The 17223-nt window shown below is 52.5% G+C and carries 13 protein-coding genes and 2 riboswitches; of the genes, 7 read left to right on the plus strand and 6 right to left on the minus strand.

Features of this window, described 5'->3' with window-relative positions:
* Nucleotides 1-119: 119 nt before the first annotated feature.
* Together VV869_RS02810 and VV869_RS02815 are read right to left on the minus strand one after the other, a co-directional pair.
* Complete coding sequence (locus VV869_RS02810) at nt 120-1262, minus strand: J domain-containing protein (protein WP_337733480.1); 1143 nt, start codon at nt 1260-1262, stop codon at nt 120-122.
* 280 nt (nt 1263-1542) lie between these two features.
* On the minus strand, nt 1543-2118 hold the full coding sequence (locus VV869_RS02815) for a helix-turn-helix transcriptional regulator (RefSeq protein ID WP_261600101.1): 576 nt from the start codon (nt 2116-2118) through the stop codon (nt 1543-1545).
* Nucleotides 2119-2865: 747 nt separating this feature from the next.
* Nucleotides 2866-3018: riboswitch (glycine riboswitch) on the plus strand.
* A 23-nt stretch (nt 3019-3041) separates the two neighbouring features.
* A riboswitch (glycine riboswitch) is annotated at nt 3042-3158 on the plus strand.
* A gap of 93 nt (nt 3159-3251) precedes the next feature.
* Here VV869_RS02815 and VV869_RS02820 point away from each other — a divergent pair.
* A complete protein-coding gene (locus tag VV869_RS02820) occupies nt 3252-4628 on the plus strand; it encodes an alanine/glycine:cation symporter family protein (protein WP_337733481.1) in 1377 nt (458 codons plus the stop codon).
* Between the two features lie 153 nt (nt 4629-4781).
* Here VV869_RS02820 and VV869_RS02825 read toward each other — a convergent pair whose 3' ends face one another.
* The gene (locus VV869_RS02825) at nt 4782-5195 is read right to left on the minus strand and encodes a nuclear transport factor 2 family protein (protein WP_337733482.1); all 414 of its coding nucleotides are present in this window, start codon (nt 5193-5195) and stop codon (nt 4782-4784) included.
* 161 nt (nt 5196-5356) lie between these two features.
* A complete protein-coding gene (locus tag VV869_RS02830) occupies nt 5357-6013 on the minus strand; it encodes an HAD family hydrolase (protein WP_337733483.1) in 657 nt (218 codons plus the stop codon).
* A 476-nt stretch (nt 6014-6489) separates the two neighbouring features.
* On the opposite strand from VV869_RS02830, the gene VV869_RS02835 reads away from it, so the two are divergent.
* Entirely contained in the window at nt 6490-6795 is a 306-nt protein-coding gene (locus VV869_RS02835) for a high-potential iron-sulfur protein (protein ID WP_337733484.1), read from the plus strand.
* Between the two features lie 73 nt (nt 6796-6868).
* On the opposite strand, the gene yegD is transcribed toward VV869_RS02835, so the two are convergent.
* Nucleotides 6869-8221, minus strand: a complete 1353-nt coding sequence (gene yegD / locus VV869_RS02840; protein ID WP_337733485.1) for a molecular chaperone — start codon at nt 8219-8221, stop codon at nt 6869-6871.
* A gap of 362 nt (nt 8222-8583) precedes the next feature.
* Here yegD and VV869_RS02845 point away from each other — a divergent pair, with 362 nt between their 5' ends.
* The 4 genes from VV869_RS02845 to VV869_RS02860 all read left to right on the plus strand — a co-directional run bounded on the left by VV869_RS02845 (nt 8584) and on the right by VV869_RS02860 (nt 14891).
* A complete protein-coding gene (locus tag VV869_RS02845) occupies nt 8584-10734 on the plus strand; it encodes an adenosylcobalamin-dependent ribonucleoside-diphosphate reductase (protein ID WP_337733486.1) in 2151 nt (716 codons plus the stop codon).
* Between the two features lie 16 nt (nt 10735-10750).
* Nucleotides 10751-11473, plus strand: a complete 723-nt coding sequence (locus VV869_RS02850; protein ID WP_337733487.1) for a TSCPD domain-containing protein — start codon at nt 10751-10753, stop codon at nt 11471-11473.
* Between the two features lie 658 nt (nt 11474-12131).
* The gene (locus VV869_RS02855; protein WP_337733488.1) at nt 12132-13820 is read left to right on the plus strand and encodes a methyl-accepting chemotaxis protein; all 1689 of its coding nucleotides are present in this window, start codon (nt 12132-12134) and stop codon (nt 13818-13820) included.
* A 144-nt stretch (nt 13821-13964) separates the two neighbouring features.
* Nucleotides 13965-14891, plus strand: coding sequence for a M14 family metallopeptidase (locus tag VV869_RS02860; protein WP_337733489.1), 927 nt, complete (start codon nt 13965-13967; stop codon nt 14889-14891).
* A gap of 97 nt (nt 14892-14988) precedes the next feature.
* Here VV869_RS02860 and trpB read toward each other — a convergent pair whose 3' ends face one another.
* A complete protein-coding gene (gene trpB / locus VV869_RS02865) occupies nt 14989-16209 on the minus strand; it encodes a tryptophan synthase subunit beta (RefSeq protein ID WP_337733490.1) in 1221 nt (406 codons plus the stop codon).
* Between the two features lie 354 nt (nt 16210-16563).
* On the opposite strand from trpB, the gene VV869_RS02870 reads away from it, so the two are divergent.
* Complete coding sequence (locus VV869_RS02870) at nt 16564-17208, plus strand: outer membrane beta-barrel protein (RefSeq protein ID WP_337733491.1); 645 nt, start codon at nt 16564-16566, stop codon at nt 17206-17208.
* Nucleotides 17209-17223 lie beyond the last annotated feature (15 nt).

Consider the following 17223-nt stretch of genomic DNA (forward strand, 5'->3'; position numbering starts at 1 on the left):
CCGAGCCGGATCCCGCCCACCAGCGTCAACTCCCGTTGCTCCAGGCGCACCTAGAAAAATGACTCAAACGGGAAGCGGTGATAATGGCCGCTCAACCATCGCCACCCATCCCAATCCGGTTAGCGGCAACGCTGCAGCAATTGCTGATAGGCTTCGACAAACCCCTGGTTAGGAAAATATTCATTGTTGATGAGTAAGCTTTGGCTGTCAGCCCAGTTGGCCGCGAATGAACCATTGCCGTAGGGGATGTTATACACCTGGAAGTGCCGATCATGTCGCTCGAAAATCAGATTGGCCGCCAGACGCCCGGCACGAAGATGGCTATTGTGATAATACTGAAAATGCCCGCCGCACCCTTTTACGATATAGGAGCCCTTTTCGCTCCGGACCCGGATATAAGGCTGGGGAAGGTTTTCATATTGCTGAAGGTCCCAATGCCCAACCAGATTAACCAGCCGGATGCGCGGCGCAAGCGGGCGCACAGCGGACTCCGCCTGTATGGGCATGATTTCCTGCGCCGGGGTGGTCGGCATCGCGTCGTCAGGATTGTAGTTCAGAATGGTCATTTTGACTTCCGGCGGTGGCGGCGGCTCATCAAACATCGCCATCAACGATAACCACGGCGCCTTGCCTGCAGTAATCAATCCGGCCACCACAATCAGCGGCATCGCCATCAGCGCGGAACGACGCAGGTTAATCCGCCCCAAAGACTTGAGCTGGTTTAGCACCACAGGCGAAATCTGACTCAGTGGGGCCCGGGTTCCGGCGTCCGCTTTGCGGTCTGATTTGCGCTCCGGTTCAAAGCGGGCGACGGTGCGGGTCGACTCACTGAGTTTGCGGCGCGCCTCATCCAGTTGTTTGGTCAGGCGGTTATTTTCCCGACGGAGTAACTTCAGATCTTCTTCACAGGCCGCCGCAACACGTTCCAGCTCTTCGGTCGATTTCTGCTGCCGCTTATCGCGCTGCAACTGGAGGGTCAAGTCGTCATTGATCCGTTGCAATGCTTCCACTTCCCGTTCAAGCTGGCGACACTTCGCCTGATAGCGCTCACTTGAAGCCCCCTTCACGGTGATCGTTCGCACGGCCTCTTCATGTCCCTTGCCCTGGCAGATCTTGTCGTAGGCCTGGACCAGTAACTGCATCATGGCCTTCGAACCACCTTTATCCGGGTGCAGGCGACTGGAAAGAAGTTTATAACGTCGCTTGAGTTCATCTGCCGGCGTATGCCGGTCTGTCCCTAAAATATCGTGAAAGGTTGTCATCTTATTCTTATACCGTTAACCCTTTGCGCACCTGCCGCGACCATTCAGCTCATCGACACCAGTGAAGACAATGCCACTGAAGGCAATGCAAATGAAGATTGTACAACTGAAGGTATCGCATTCCCTCTTGGTATGCTTTCAAGTGTATATCATGAATGAGCAAGGTCACAGGCAACTTCGCGGCACGGACAAATCGCCCTGTCCGGGTTATCGGCAAGTGAGGTGATTCTTTAAGAAAAATGAGGTGCGTTCAGGGCTGAACGCACATCGTTGACGCAGGTTAGGTGTTGAGGTTGTGTTTGCGCATTCTGAATTCTCCGGGCGAGCATCCCATGTGCTTTTTAAAGACTCGGGAGAAATAGGACACATCCTTGAATCCGGCAGAATTAGCAATCTGAGAGATTTTTTCCCGATCGGAGCTCAACAGTCCGCACGCCAAATCCAAACGCTTTTTGATAATGTACTGCTTCAGCGTCACCCCCATAATGCTATGAAACAGCCGGGAGAAGTAGGTTGGCGAATAATGACAGGCGTTCGCCAGATCCTCCTCGCGCAGCGGCGCGCTGATGTTTTCATCGATAATTTTCAGTGCCGGCCGAATGGACAATTCCCGGTGTTCGAAGCCGCTATCCGCTTCATTTTCCACCTGATGGGTGTGCAATCGGCTAAAACATTCATCCAACTCCTGTCTTGTCGCATTCGCGGGCAACACGTCCTCACCACCGGCCCTCAGCACATTCAGTGCCAGATTGGCATCCAGGCTGTGGTACACCACCACAACTTTCGCCTGGGGAAAGCGACTTTTCACCGAACGCAGCAACTCAAATCCTTCTGAGCTTGAATCAACGACCTCCAAAAAAATCAATTCCTGGCCTGTCATTGTCGACAGTAATTCAAAAGGCGAAACATCAACAACATTGTGTGATTGCTTTAAGTTTTCTCTGGCTTCTGCCGTCTTATCGTGATGACTACAACTGACCCAAATCACAAATTCACCTTACTACCAGTCGGATTAGTACATACAGCTTTTGGCTAAGCTGTGGTGAAACACTCCTTGTTGATGAAGTAAATAAGCATTTATTGGAATTGTTGTTTCAGGCGTCAAAAAATTGACCACCTGTGAATAATTAACGCTCAGAAACTTAAATAAATCCAGCCGGGCGATACTGTTTCAAATTTAAGCAATAACTCTGAAATTTTCTGCTACCCCAGTATGTTCAGGAACTTATGTCCTTACATACAAGATTTCATTCGATTTGGAATATCTAAAGGAAATTAGAAACGGCCCGATTATTCCCAATTAGTCTATAGATTTACCATTCGTCGCTGTCTGGAAAATAGTATAGAAAACCATAAAAAAATAATAGCTCAGTACGAATTGCTGTGAATTACTTAATTCGTATGATTTTTTCGTCACTTGATGTCATGCCAACTTTTACAACCCAACCCTACAGTGACTCAGGCTGGTTATCTATTCACCCGGCACTGGTGATATTTTGCTCGACACCCTCGCCGAACATGCCAGATTTTATCTCGCCTTGTTATTTTTATGCAGACAATCACATTTCTATCCATTAATATATCCAGCGCAAAATGAGTTCCGATGAAGACAGCAGGAGAGTGGCACGCGACTGACCCATCCGGTTCAGGACCCGCCCGCCGAAGAAGTAAGTACGTTATCCCCCGGTTTTTTCTGATAAAAATCAGCCGGCTGATAAGGTGTAAATCTTTCAGGCACCCGCATTTCTATGCATAGATATACGGGTATGGACTGTTGTTGGAGGAGCCTCTGGAGAGATCCGTTCAATCGGACGCCGAAGGAGCAAACTTGCCGATTCGCTGAATCATTCAGCCGCGGCAAGTGAAACTCTCAGGCAAAAGGACAGAGGAGATAAGATCAACAGCTCAGAAATTTTAACGTACCAACTTTCTGGAACATCCTTTTCCTGTTGTTCTTCATCTCTTCCTTTGATATTTAAGGGGAGAATTATGAATCCAATCTACCACTTTCTTGAAACTGTCGATAACTTCATCTGGGGGCCTCCCCTGCTGATCCTGTTAGTCGGCACCGGCTGCTACCTCACACTACGACTTGGCTTTATTCAACTGCGCCACCTGCCGCTGGCACTTGGTTACCTGTTTTCTGGCAATGGCAAAAATCGTGGTGAAGGGGATGTGTCAAGCTTTGCCGCCCTTTGTACTGCCCTGTCCGCTACCATCGGAACCGGGAATATCGTGGGTGTCGCCACCGCCATCAAACTAGGGGGGCCGGGTGCCCTGTTCTGGATGTGGCTGGCTGCGTTGTTCGGGATGGCAACCAAGTACGCAGAGTGTCTGCTTGCGGTGAAGTACCGCGAAGTGGATGCGAACGGTCAGATGATCGGCGGTCCGATGTACTACCTGGAAAAAGGGGTCGGCAGCAAGTGGCTGGCGAAACTGTTTGCCGTTTTTGCACTGGGTGTCGCCTGCTTCGGTATCGGGACGTTCCCGCAAACCAACGCTATCCTCGATGCTGCCTACCTGTCATTTGATGTGCCGCGCGAACTGGGCGCAATTCTGCTGACGCTGCTGGTCGCCACCGTCACGCTCGGTGGGATCCAATCCATCGCCAAGGTCGCCAGTAAAGTCGTCCCCCTGATGGCCGGATTCTATATCATCGCCTGTATTGCCGTGCTGACGGCTCAGTCTGAAGCCCTGCCAGCGGCCATTACACTGGTGATCCAGTCCGCCTTTACCGGCCATGCCGCAGCCGGTGGTTTCGTCGGCGCCGGGATTATGCTCGCGATTCAGTCCGGAATTGCCCGCGGGGTGTTCTCGAATGAATCCGGTCTGGGAAGTGCGCCGATGGCCGCCGCAGCCGCCAAGACAGATTCCTGCGTCCAGCAGGGCCTGGTGTCGATGACCGGGACCTTTTTTGACACCATCATTATCTGTACCATGACCGGCCTGACCCTGGTTGTAACCGGCGCCTGGCAAAGTGAACACGCCGGTGCGGCAATGACCACCTTCGCGTTTGCCAGCGGGCTGGACTCTGCCTATTGGGGACCGATGATGGTATCCGTCGGGCTGATGTTCTTTGCCTTTACCACCATCCTGGGCTGGAACTACTACGGCGAGCGCTGTGTGACCTATCTGTTCGGGGTGAAAGCCATTTTGCCTTACAAGCTGTTTTTCCTGGCCTTGATTGGCGGGGGCGCTTTCCTGCAACTGGATATGATCTGGCTGATTGCCGATATTGTGAACGGGCTGATGGCGATCCCGAATTTGATTGGTCTGATCCTGCTCCGTGGCGTGGTAATTGGGGAAACCCGGCAGTATTTCGAAGCGCTTAAATTAACCCGAGCTGCCAAGATCCAGACCGCTTAATCATCCGACAGCTTAATCAACCGACAGCTTAATCAACCGACAGCTTGATCGCCCGGCGCTGTTCAACATAGCCAAAGGCCTCAAACGATATACGGCGCGGTATTGACCGCGCCGCTTTTTTTTATCTCAGTCCGACTCCTACCTATTTCGAGCCTATTCAAGATAACGGGTCAGCTGCTGGTACAGGTCAAAACTACTGTCTTCCATCCGACACGTGGTGATCAGGTGATTCTGACGCAGAAAATACACCATGCCGGTCATCTCGACCTGTTGCTTGCGCGCCGGGATTTTGGCCCAGCCGCCATTGTAAATCGCACTGCAATGATAGAGGGCTACCGTCCGGTCGCCTTCATTGACGATATCCTGTACCGTGAACTTCACGTCCCGAAACCGTTGACCCCAAATATCCAGGTAGCCCAGATACTCCTGATGACTGACCGTCCTCACCCGTCCGCCGGGCAAATGAAAACTAAACGGATCGGCAGCATATTCCGACAACAACCGGCCATCTGCACGTTGCCAGATATCCGAAAACCAGCGAATCACCCACTCGTTACTCTTACTCATGCGCGGCACCACTCCAACATCAGTTTTTTGCGCTTCCTAAAGGAAGACTAGACAAAAAAGTACCGAAATACAGTGAAGCTGCGCTGAGAGATCCAAAAAATCGCCCGATTGCGTTCCCTTATCTAATTCTCTCTCAGGAAAGCAACCCGTCCGAAATCGAACTACTGCAAGGCCAGTTGGGAAAACGCCGCTTTGAAGTGCACCATGTTCGGAATATGGTGGCGGTGTTGTTTCGCCTGCCCGACTTCGACAAAGTCGTATCCCAGCTCCTGCGCAGCATGCTTGTTCCAGCTGCCGTTCCCGAAAAATACCCGGCGGGCAAATGTTGCCCCGGAGTCCTGTTTGGCGCGAAATGCGGCCAGCGCCATGATTTCCGTGCGGCTGACCGCATCAGATGAGGTGGCCAGCGTCATTCCGGCCAGGGCAATACCTGCCGCGCGTAGCTTCAACTCGGCCACGGCAGCCCAGTTTCCGGTCGCAACTGCCACATGAGTATTCTCCCGTTCCCGCATTTGCGCCACAAACGCCTCTGCTCCCTGCGCCGCAGTAAAGGCTGTCGGGTGAGCAGTCACATACTCCCGCAGTAAGGCGAGATAACGACTTTCAACCTGTCGGTGGATCAGCGACCGATTTGCCGCGACATGATGCCGTTGGATCACATCATCCAGAATCCCGGCATCGGTCACATTTTGATATTGAGGCCAGTCCGTATGGATCTGGATCCCGACGACGTCCTCGATGGCTTGGCTGTAACACTGAAGATCCGCATGATCGGACTCGACCAAAACCCCATCAATATCAATCAGAAATAAGTTCATTTTCTTACCTTTGTAATTCTCGTCATTGGTGAGACGGACACATGATGCACTTGTAAATAAAATGTTTCAACTGCGCAAACGTTACAATCTGAAAATTGTTTGCGCTGTATCAATCCTTTGTAGTCAACCACTTGAGCTTGAATATTCAATGACCACAATGTTTACAAAGTGTTAAATGATCGCCACTGTCCCCGTAAGCATCTTGACCATCCTGACGAAAGCCCCCTGCAAATCAAAAACATCTCCGATGTCGCAAAATGAATGTGTCGCTCCCGGCATATCCCTTCCACACTTATACGGACCGGGGCAAAGTCGGCCATAAGTTCGACATGCCTTCGGCAAGGTAAGATTCCGTGCCATGACGAAGCTAAGTCATGTAGAAGCTATGCCATGCAGAAGCGGAGCCATGAAGAATCTAAGCAACAAAGAATGCAATGAAGAATCAATGCAATGTCGTGCTCTCAGAGGAAATCATCATGAAGAAAGATGCAAGTCGCAGAACGTTTTTAAAGCTCAGTCTGGCAAGTGTGATCGGGATAACTTTAGGCGGGAAAGAGCTGATTAGCCCGGCTCAAGCAGCAGATCTCCCTCATCTGACGGCGGACGATCCGCAAGCCAAAGCGCTGCAGTACACCGAAAACTCACCTCATGAAGATAAAAAGTGCGGTGGTTGTGCCTTGCTTCTGGGGGAAGAAGGCGCTGAATGGCGACCTTGCCAGCTCTTTCCCGGCAAAGCGGTGTCGGTCAACGGCTGGTGCTCAGCCTGGGTCAAACGCTCTTAACGCGACGCCCTGCAGAAATGGCACAAGCCCGACGACAGGTCGGGCTTGTGCCGCTGGCGATTTCCGGCATGGTTTAGGCGAAACAGCGTTCGGCCCAGCGGGCCAAACCCGCCGTTACCGAACCAAAATAGTTGCCACTGACCAAAGGCACCCCCGGCAACAGCGATTCGATACTGGCACGCAACACCGGAGAGCGCGCCGTCCCACCGGTCAGGTACACAACATCCGGCTTGGTGCTGCTCTGCTGGATCACTTCCGTCACCAACTGGCTGATCTTCACCCGCGGCGACTCAATCGCCTGCGCCATGTCCTGCTGGGATACAGACGCCGTTAACAGCGCCGACAAACCATCCAGCACCACCTGATTCGACACCTGCTCGGACAGCGCAATCTTGCACTCTTCAGCCTTACGCACCAACTGGTAGCCCAAGGTTTCCTGATGCACCCGGAGCAAATAGCGGAGCTTGTCCGGATCAGCTGCATCGCGCAGCAGTTGCTCCAGCACCCGATAGTTCGCAGCACTGTAGAAATCCGTCTGCGCCGCAATATTGTTGATGGCGATCGGGTTCCAGAACTGACTCACCGGCAGATCAATTCCCTTTTGGTTTTGGCTGCCTAGGCCGAGCAACGGCATCAGCTGACGAAAAGCCAGGTGAATATCCAGGTCATTCCCTCCGACCCGCAAGCCGGTGTGACCCAGCAGGCTGTCTTGGCGATTGGTTTTACCGCGCCAATCCGGCCCCATCTGAATCATCGAACAGTCTGTGGTTCCCCCGCCGATATCGACCACCAGCACGGTTTTGTTGTCCGTCAGGGTACTTTCAAAATCCAGCCCGGCCGCGACCGGCTCGAACTGGAACTCAATATTGCGAAACCCGGCGCGCTCGGCGGCCTGACGCAGAATACCTTCGGCCTGTTGGTTGGCCTGTTCGCCACCGGTGCCCTGAAAGTTGACCGGGCGTCCAATCACCGCATGCTCAATGGCTTGCTGCGTCGTCTGCTCCGCCTGAGTCTTAATATTGTGCATCATGGCACAGACCAGATCCTCAAAGAAACTGATCTGGGCGGCTTGCAGGCCATTGGCACCTAAAAACGACTTGGGCGATTTGACGTAATACACTTCTTCCGGATCATCGAGATACAGATCCAACGCAGCCTGACCGAACCGCATATCTCCCGGCTCGACATCAATCCCCTCTTCCCGGTTCATTGCAATTGAACGCCGCAACAACTGCTCGCCAACCGTCTCCCGGGGAGAAACGCCCATGTGCCGGTACAGATACTCACTCACCGCTTCGCGGCTCGGGGCACACAGCGTGGAAGGAATATAGTGGTTCCCTTGCTCCAGCGGTAATAACACTGGATTTCCTTCAGCCATCATGGCTACCGAACAATTTGCCGTCCCGTAATCAAACCCAATATACATCCTGATTCCTCCACGCTGAAAAAAGCCGGCCATGTTAGCGAAACTTCAGGAAATATTCAACGACTTGCAATATGCCCCTTGTTACGGTACTCGAATGAAAAAATGTAACAAAAGCCTTCAATTTATGCTGTTTTTTATACAGTTTGCACTGTTCTGAACCGTTATTTTCACAACTCGACGACAAGACGGCTGAATGTTCCTGTCAAGACTTGAAGATCCTGATTGATAGTGGTTTGATCTGCCGCCTTGCCGCAATAAATCCCGGTAAAACCGGGTCCAAAGCGGATATAAAACCGGTTGTTATGAGCTGGTTTTCTATCATTTGTGCTGGAACAGAAGACAAACATTAAGGTGCATTCATCATGGCGAAAACTCCAACGGCTTCAGCAGCCTCTCAGGCAATCGACATTGCTTACCAGCCGACATCAATGGAGATTTGGGACAGCAAATACCGTCTGAAATCCAAGCATGGCGAGGCGATTGATCAAACGCTCGATGACACATTCAAGCGTGTCGCGCGTGCGTTAGCCGATTTGGAACATGACAAGGTCAAGGACCACTGGTACCAGGAATTTCTGTGGGCCCTGCGCAACGGTGCGATTCCGGCGGGACGGATCACTTCCAACGCAGGGGCTTTTGAGCATAAGCCCGCGACGTCGACCATCAACTGTACTGTCTCCGGCACCATTGAAGACTCAATGGACGATATTCTGGGGAAAGTTCACGAAGCCGGACTGACCCTGAAAGCCGGCTGCGGGATCGGCTATGATTTCTCGACCCTGCGCCCGCGCGGTGCCTTTGTGTCCGGGGCCGGCGCCTACACCTCAGGTCCGCTGTCCTTCATGGATATCTATGACAAGATGTGTTTTACCGTCTCGTCTGCCGGTGGCCGCCGCGGCGCTCAAATGGGCACCATGGATATCCGTCACCCGGATGTGATCGACTTTATCCGTGCCAAACGTGAAGACGGCCGCCTGCGCCAGTTCAACCTGTCACTGCTGATCACCGAAGAATTTATCAACGCCGTCAAAACTGACACCGAATGGCAGCTGATTTTCCCGATCACTGCAACCGAAGCCAAACAGGATCAGTTGGATCCGCACACAGATACGTCGATCATCTGGGCGGACTGGCCGACCAAAACGAACCTGATTGAAGATGATCTGGGCCGCGTGGCCTGTAAAATCTACCGCACCTTGCCGGCCCGCAAGCTGTGGAACGTGATCATGAGTTCAACCTATGACTACGCCGAGCCAGGTTTTATCCTGATCGACAAGGTCAACCAGATGAACAACAACTGGTTCTGTGAAGACATTCGCGCCACCAACCCGTGCGGCGAGCAACCCCTGCCGCCTTATGGCGCCTGTCTGCTGGGTTCGGTCAACCTGACCAAGTTTGTCCGCGACCCGTTTACTGACAAAGCACGCTTTGACTGGGACAGCTACCGCCGGGTGGTTGCCATCTTTACCCGCATGCTCGATAACGTGGTCGAAATCAACCAGCTGCCGCTGGAAAAACAGCGTCATGAAATCCAGCACAAGCGCCGTCACGGCATGGGCTTTTTGGGCCTGGGCTCGACCCTAACCATGCTCAAGCACCAGTACGGCAGTGCGGCATCCGTTGCATTTACCGAGCAGGTTGCCCAGGAAATGGCCGTCACCGGCTGGAAAGAAGCCCTGAGCCTGGCCAAAGAAAAAGGGGCGGCACCGGTCATGGCGGAAGAATTTGAGATCACCGCGAAAATGATGCGCCTGCGCCCGGAAATGGCTGAAGACGGCATTCAGGTCGGTGACAAAGTGAAAGGCAAGGTGCTGCACGCCCGATACAGCCGCTACATGCAGCAAATGGCAGCCATTGAGCCAGAGCTGATTGCCGAGCTGGAAAAACACGGTGCCCGCTTTACCCACCACAGCTCGATTGCGCCGACCGGCACCATTTCGCTGTCCCTGGCCAATAACGCCAGTAACGGTATTGAACCAAGCTTTGCCCATCACTACACCCGCAACGTGATTGTCAGCGGCAAGAAATCGAAAGAAAGTGTCGATGTATACAGCTATGAGCTGCTGGCCTACCGTGCGTTGATCAATGACGAGGCGATGCCGTACAGCAACGACCCAGAGACTCAACTGCCGGACTATTTCATCACCGCAGACGATATTACACCAGCTCAGCACGTGGCTGTTCAGGCCGCAGCTCAGCGCTGGATCGACTCGTCCATCTCCAAAACAGCCAACGTCCCGACCGACTTCCCGTTCGAGACGTTTAAAGACATCTATATGGATGCCTACGATCAGGGCCTGAAAGGCTGCACGACGTTCCGCTTTAACCCGGAAGTCTTCCAGGGCGTTCTGGTCAAAGAGCAGGATCTGGAAAACACCACCTATGTGTTCACACTGGAAGACGGCTCTACCCTGGAAGCCAAAGGCAACGAGACCATCGAATACGATGGCGAAACACATACCGCGGCCAACCTCTATGATGCGCTCAAAGAAGGCTACTACGGCAAATTTTAAGTAAGGTTACAACATCATGGTCAAAAAGATTGACAGCAAAATTGTCGGGTACAAAGTCAAAGCCCCGGCCGACGATACCACCGCAACAGCAAGCGCGGCACCGCAACCAGCCGCCAAACCGGATGTGGTACACATGCATGAAGATATGCCGCGCCCGGAAAAACTACTGGGGTCGACCTATAAACTGAAAACGCCGGAGCATATTTCCGAGCACTCTCTGTTTATCACCATCAACGATGTGGTGCTGAATGAAGGCACGGAGCATGAAATCCGCCGTCCGTTTGAGGTGTTCATCAACTCCAAAAGCCTGGAGCACTACCAGTGGATTGTGGCACTGACGCGCATTATGTCAGCCGTGTTCCGCAAAGGCGGCGACTGTACCTTCCTGGTGGAAGAGCTGCGCTCCGTGTTCGATCCAAAAGGCGGATACTGGAACAAGGGCAAATACGTCCCATCACTGATTGCCGAAATCGGCAACGTGATTGAGCAGCACCTGACGGAAATCGGCATGCTGGCCAAACCTGAGCCGGACGCACATCAGCAAGCGTTCCTGGCGGCGAAGAAGCAAGAGCTGACTGCATCCTCTGCAGTCGAAGCATCACCGGCCGAAGATGCAGAAGCCAACAACAGTAGCTTCCCGCCAAGTGCAACGCTGTGCTACAAATGCCACAACAAGGCCGTGATCATCAAAGATGGTTGCAAGACTTGCCTCAATTGCGGCGATTCAAAGTGCGGTTAATCCGTTAAGCCTCTGATATTTCTCTGGCGGTTGAGCCATATAAACTCAATCGTCAGGGAATAGTTTTCATTCAAATCCAGTTCATTATTTTGCGTGGCTGTATTTCACCATCAAATAAACGGAACAATATTGATATTTAATTTATCAACATCTGATATTGAATCTAATTTTACCCACGCCCCCATTTCAGTTATCAAGAACATAAAAAATAACTTTCATGATGTTACCGTGTCATCGTATTGAAATATTTTGCACGCATCTGTTTCTGTAGAACAGCAATCATAAGTCGAAATGAATATCAGTTTCAATTATTAGTGTATTTTTCAGGAAGCCCAAGTCCCAGCCGCCACCAACACCGGATAGATACAGCACGAGCAGTTCGGAAAAACCCAAACAGCACGGCCGCCGAACCTCTTCCTTTCCAGCCGGGGCCAGCCCGCCGCACTAGCTTAACCAGCGTTGCACGAAATACTCATGCCTACATATTCTGACGTTATTGACAAAAGACTTAGAGTAAATGTGAGCAAACACAAAAACTAAATCATATTCTGCACAAATAACACGACAATGCTTCAATAATTTTTATGCTTTGCCGATATAATAAAAAAATTCATATACCAAGATCCAAACCCTATTCCGGAAGCCAGAGTTCAGCCGTATGAAAGAAATAAAATTAAAGAGCAAGTTGTTATTACTCAGTTTGTTACCTGCACTGGTCATGATGAGTGTCGCCATCGGCATCATTCTTACCCTCGAAGATAAAGCCATTGATGAAGAAGTCGCGCTCTATAAAGCACGATTGGTTCAGGAGCGAAAAAGCCAGCTGCAAGACTCCGTCAATATTGCCAAGCATACCGTGGATCATGTCCTTGCCAACACACCGGACACCGCTGCGGCCCTGACAGAACTGCGCCAGCTCCTGACGCCCCTGCGCTTTGCCGACAACAACGCCGGCTACTTTTTCATTTATGACATGCAGGGAGTAAACCTGGTCCACCCGCTCGCGCCGGAGAAGCATAACTCAAACATGATCGGCCTGAAAGACAGCAACGGCGTCGCCTTCATCCGGGAGCTGGTTCAAGCCGGTCAGCGCGGCGGGGATTTTGTTGCCTACGCGTACCCGAAAACCAATGGTGGTCAACCGCAGCCGAAATTGAGCTTCGCAACCAGTGTGAACAACGGTAAATGGATGATTGGGACCGGGCTGTACATTGATGATATTGACCGCGAAGTGGCAGTCTTCCATGACGATGCCGTTGCCGGAATGCAAAAACGTTTCCAGATCGTACTGATGATCACTCTGGTCCTCGGTGTCCTGTTTGCCATGGTCATTCTCTACTTTGCCAATCGTATGGCCCGGCCGGTGCAAAACATGGCACGCACCCTCAATGAAATTGCCGACGGTGAAGGTGATTTAACCCGCCGCCTGGACGTGCACGGCCACGACGAAATTGCCCAGCTCGGCGATGCATTCAACCGTTTCGTGGCAAAACTGCAGGGCATCATCACCCAGGTTTCCGATGCCACCCATCATGTCTCCAGCGCAGCCAGTAACATTCACCAGCAAACGGTTCGTCTGACTAAGCAGTTACATGAACACAACAACGAAACCGAGCAGGTTGTCACTGCCGTCACCGAAATGAGCTCAGCGGCCAGCGAAGTGGCGATGAATGCCAATGAAGTCTCCAATGCCACCAGCAGTGCCAGTGAAGAAGCGCATATTGCTCAGCAGCGGGTTGATACTTCTGTTGTCTCCATTACCGCACTGGTTGAAGAAGTCGATCAGGCGGCCCAGCATATCCACTCGCTGAACCAGCAATCGCAAAAAATCGATAATGTCCTGAAAGTCATTGGCGAGATCGCCGAGCAGACCAACCTGCTGGCGCTCAATGCTGCCATCGAAGCTGCGCGGGCCGGTGAGCAAGGCCGTGGTTTCGCCGTCGTTGCTGATGAAGTGCGCGGGCTCGCCAGCCGCACCCAATCCAGCACACAGGAAATTAAAGAGATGCTGGATGAGCTGCATGCCCTGGTTTCCCAGGCCGTTTCATCCATGACGCATAGCCAGTCCACCTGCAACGAAGCTGTGGATGCCGCCAACTCGATCACTGAAAGCCTGTCGACCGTCACCCATGCAGTGGAAGCGATTAATGACATGACCAGCCAAATTGCCACCGCTGCCACAGAGCAAAGCTCGGTGACTGACGAGATCAACCGCAATATGGTCGCGATTCAGGACATTATTGCCGAGCTGACCGAGTCAAGCCGCTGCTCCGAACAGGTTGTCAGCGAGCTCAATCATGCCGGTGCGGATCTGAAAAAACTGGTCGGACAGTTCAAAACCAGTTAATCCCTGTTGCTTTGAAATGAATGAACTCAGGCGGCCTATTCAGGCCGCCTTTTCTTTACCGCCGTGCGGAAAATCCTGTTGCGATGCCTACTTCGGCTGCTATGCTTTCGCCCTTAGCCTCATCATCATGACCAAGGGAACTTCATGAACAACACTCATCCCTACCCAATCGGCACTCCGGATACCCCCTGGACCGCACAAGAGAAAAGTGCTTGGCGCGCTCAGGTCACCCTCAAACGCTCGTATCAGGACGATGTGCTGACCAAGCTCAAACCACTGAATGGCCGCTTCGAGCAGGTTCAGTACGGGGCACTTTCTTATGACAAACAACGCTACCCGCTGTATGCGCTGAAAACCCTGAACTGGGACAGCCGCAAGCCGACGATCCTGGTGACCGGCGGTGTTCATGGCTACGAAACCAGCGGTGTACACGGCGCGATTCAGTTTATCGATCAGCAGGCGGAACGATACAGCCAGTGGTTTAATCTGCTGATTGCCCCGTGCGTCAGTCCCTGGGGATATGAGACGATCAACCGCTGGAACCCGAATGCGGTCGATCCGAACCGTTCGTTTTACGCCGACAGTCCGGCAGAAGAATCAGCGGCCTTGATGAAACTGGTGGAAACCCTGCAAACCGACATCCTGGCGCACATTGATCTGCACGAAACCACCGACACCGACGAGCTGGAATTTCGTCCGGCGCTGGCGGCCCGCGACGGCGTTGCGTACATCCCGGGCACGGTGCCGGATGGCTTCTACCTGGTCGGTGACACGGACAATCCTCAACCGGATTTCCAGAAAGCGATCATTGATGCCGTCCGCTCTGTGACGCACATTGCGCCACCGGACAGCGATGGAAAGATCATCGGCGAGCCAATCACCCAGGAAGGCGTCATCAACTACCCGACCAAAAAGCTGGGTCTGTGCAGCGGTCTGACCAATTGTGTCTACGGCACCACCACGGAGGTCTACCCGGACAGTCCGAAAGTGACCGAGCAAGAATGTAATGATGCCCAGGTTGCCGCGATCACCGGTGCGCTGGACTATATTCTCAGGGCCGAGGGACTCTAAACTCGTCCCTTCCCCTCCAATGAAAAGCAAAGCCAAGTAAAGCAAAGGGGCGCCTGAAGCGCCCCCGATTCACATTAGCTTTCACCCATGTTCGCGATTAGACCGATTCAATCCCGTAGTCCTTGCCATACTGCTCAACAACAAAGTCGATATCTTTGTCACCGCGACCGGAGAGGTTAATCAGCATTGAGCCTTTCTCGCCGGCCTTCGCCAGTTTCAACGCATAGGCCACCGCGTGTGCCGACTCAATCGCCGGAATGATCCCTTCACTGCGCGAGAGTTCGAAGAATGCTGCAATCGCTTCATCGTCGCTGACCGTGCCATACTGGGCACGGCCGATGTCTTTCAGGTAACTGTGCTGCGGTCCGACCGACGGGTAATCCAGCCCGCTGGCGACCGAATGCACTTCCTGTGGCTCCCCCTGATCATCTTTGAGCATATAAGACTTAAAACCATGCATGATCCCTGGCTCGCCCAGCGTCAGCGTTGCCGCATGCTCCCCGACTTCTGTCAGTGAACGACCTGCCGGCTCTACCCCATGAATTGCCACATCGTGATCGTCCAGAAATGCGCTGAATAATCCCATCGCATTCGAGCCGCCGCCGACACAAGCCACCAGATTCTCGGGCAGGCTCCCGGTCATTTCCTTAAACTGCACCCGCGCTTCGTTGCCGATAATCGACTGGAAATCACGCACCATCATCGGAAACGGATGTGGTCCCACCACCGAGCCAATGGCATACAGCTGATGAATCGGATCCTTCAGATAAGCTTCGAACGCAGCATCAACCGCTTCCTTCAGCGTTTTACGTCCGTGGGTTGCCGGGATCACATTGGCCCCCAGGATCCGCATCCGCACCACATTCGGGTGCTCCTTGGCGATATCTACCTCGCCCATGTAAATATCACACTCTAATCCGACCAACGCTGCGGCTGTTGCCAACGCCACACCGTGCTGACCGGCCCCGGTTTCGGCAATCAGTTTTTTCTTGCCCATTTTCTTGGCGACCAGCGCCTCACCCAAGCAGTGGTTAATCTTATGGGCGCCGGTGTGGTTCAAGTCTTCCCGTTTCAGATAAATCGGCGCGCCATATTTACGCGACAGGTTCTCGGCATGAAAAATAGGGCTGGGCCGACCCACAAAATGCTTATATAAACGTGCCAGCTCGTCACGGAATGCCGGATCCTGTCGACACGCATCATAAGCTGCCGTGATCTGAACCATGATCTCCTGCAACGCCGGTGGGATAAAGCTCCCGCCATATTCACCGAAATAACCTTCTGCATTAGGCAATGCGTGCTCAAACGTATTTTTCATGCTTCCCTGTCCTACTCAATAAGTACAGTTTTCATCTTAAATCAATCACTCGGCAGGAATCTATGACCAAGATATCAGTATTGATGCATAGGGATGAATGTTGGTAAATCGATGTCACCGCTTCGAAGTGCAATCACGATTCCGTTTCACCCACAGTAAGACTACCGACACAGTTTCGTACAGAAATGCCGACGGACACCGCTTCTGCTCATTTTCCAAGCAAACGCTTCTCAAATTAAAAACAATGTACATAATTATATTGCACAGTGTTTTTATAAGCGCTAATCTGCCGCCAGAGCTAAGACGACATCACGGTTCACCGTGCTGCGCAATAACAAAATACAGGCGAACAACATGAACAAGATTGCTTTACTTCCGCTTTCAGCGCTGATGATCACCGCTTTTTCTGCTCAGGCTGACAACGCAACGCAAAACTTCAACTTTGTCAGCGGCGGACTTCAGGTTTCTGAGTACAACCACCAATTGCCGACCTCCGTTTCTTCCTGGGGCGGGACAACTTCGGATTCAACTGCTGGCCTGTATCTGCGCGGTAGCTGGAACTTTACTGATCAATTCTTTCTGGAAGCCCGAAGCGAAGGCACCGTCGACAACGATCTGACCATTTCACACTCGCTGCTGGGCCTGGGTTACTTCCAGCCAATCAATAACCGTCTGACCGTTTACGGCCTGGCGGGGATTTCAGGATTCGAAGCTGAGCTGGATGTGCATTTCTGGGGATTCTCAGACAGCCATGCGTCGTTCCGTGAAGATGACTCCGGCCTAACGGGTGAAGTTGGCGCCCGTTACCAACTGATGCGCAACTGGACGATTGAGCCTGCGGTTCGCCTGGCAGCCTATGATGACACCATGCAAGAGTTTCGTTTGGGGAACAACATTCAGCTGACTCAACATTTCAGCCTGGAAGCAAACCTCCAACACCGTAAAATTGAAGAGCTGAAAGAAACCAGCTATCAGTTGGGTGCGCGTTACAGCTTCTAAGCACGTAACAGCGGC

Source organism: Photobacterium sp. MCCC 1A19761, from assembly GCF_037389125.1.
GTDB lineage: Bacteria > Pseudomonadota > Gammaproteobacteria > Enterobacterales > Vibrionaceae > Photobacterium.